At 40.2% G+C, this 1,317-nt stretch carries 1 protein-coding gene; it reads right to left on the bottom strand.

All coding sequences use genetic code 11. From position 1 onward, the window contains the following. A partial coding sequence (locus ACERC5_RS10085; RefSeq protein ID WP_373660671.1) for a recombinase family protein occupies positions 1-1,317 on the bottom strand: 1,317 nt, incomplete at both ends.

Below are 1,317 nucleotides of genomic sequence, written 5' to 3'. Positions count from 1 at the left end.
TAGTTCTGGTAAAGTTCGCTTTGCTCAGCTTGCAAGCTAGTCAAAGCCCTTTGATGGTTTTTGATTTGTTTTTGATAGACTTTAAGGCATTCCTCCCTCTTCGTTTCTAATCTTGGCAACAAGTATTTCATCGTACCAAGCCGATTCATCTCTGTCTGAACTACGCTCAACACAATCTTATCTAAGGCTTGTTCACTGATATAGACAGTCTGTCTTTCCGATGATTCTGAACCATAAAGGTGATCCATAAAGTAATAGTAATCATACTCTGAGTTGAGAGTTGAGAAATGCTTGCAATATCTTGGCATTTGAGTTGCTTTTCCCTTAGCATAAACAAGCCCCCTATACCGATTAGCTGTTCTAGGTTGAGTATGCTTTCTTGTTTGGCGACGTTCACGACTGAGTCTCCGAAGGGTCTGGTAGTCTTCCTTAGTGATATAAGCCTCATGACAATCATCTACCTGGATGTAATCTTTTTCTGATAAGGTCTTATTATGCCGGCGTTGAATCAGACTACCATAAAATGCAGGATTTTGCACCAGTCTCTGAAGATTAGCGCTTCTCCATTGTCGATTATCTTGTTCTGCTCTATAGACTTTTCCTGTTTGGCGATAAGACATTGGCGTAGCAACATTTTGTTGATTAAGGTATTTTGTCACCTGTTTAATAGATAGGCCTGCCATTAACTTTTCAAAGACATCTGCCATAATTGGTTGAACTACTGAATCAATGAGCAATCGATTGCCACCATCTTGTTTACTTAATTGGTAACCATATGGGGCAAAACCAGCGATGACATAACCTTGTTTGGCTTTCTGAATGTGACTAGCGGTGACTTTCTTGGAAATATCCTTAGAATAAAGGTCATTGACCAAATTCTTAATTTCCACCTCAAAGGATTTCTTATCTCCTAACCCATTGAGAGTGTCTAGGTTATCATTGATTGAGATAAAGCGAACCCCCATAAAAGGGAATACTTTATCAATCAGTCGTCCCATCTCAATGTAGTTGCGCCCTAAGCGTGACAGGTCTCGAATGATAATACAGTTTATGACACCATTTTTAATGTCTTCCATCATGTCCTGATAGGCAGGTCGATTAAAGGTTTTACCAGAATACTCATAGTCAATATAGCACTTGGCTACAATTATCCCCTTTTCCTTGGCGAAGCTCCTAGCCAGACTTTCTTGCGTTTCTAAGGAGTGCGATTTGTTTCGCCAACTTTCTGTACGTTCATTCGACAAACGAATGTAAATGCCTGTCCGATAGGTTTGGAGGGATAACTCTTCCACCGTTTCTTTACGGTAGCGGTTCTTG

The organism is Streptococcus sp. E24BD (genome assembly GCF_041807825.1).
Lineage (GTDB): Bacteria > Bacillota > Bacilli > Lactobacillales > Streptococcaceae > Streptococcus > Streptococcus entericus.
Note: the sequence above shows the minus strand (reverse complement) of the source record. Positions and strands in the feature narration are given on the sequence as shown.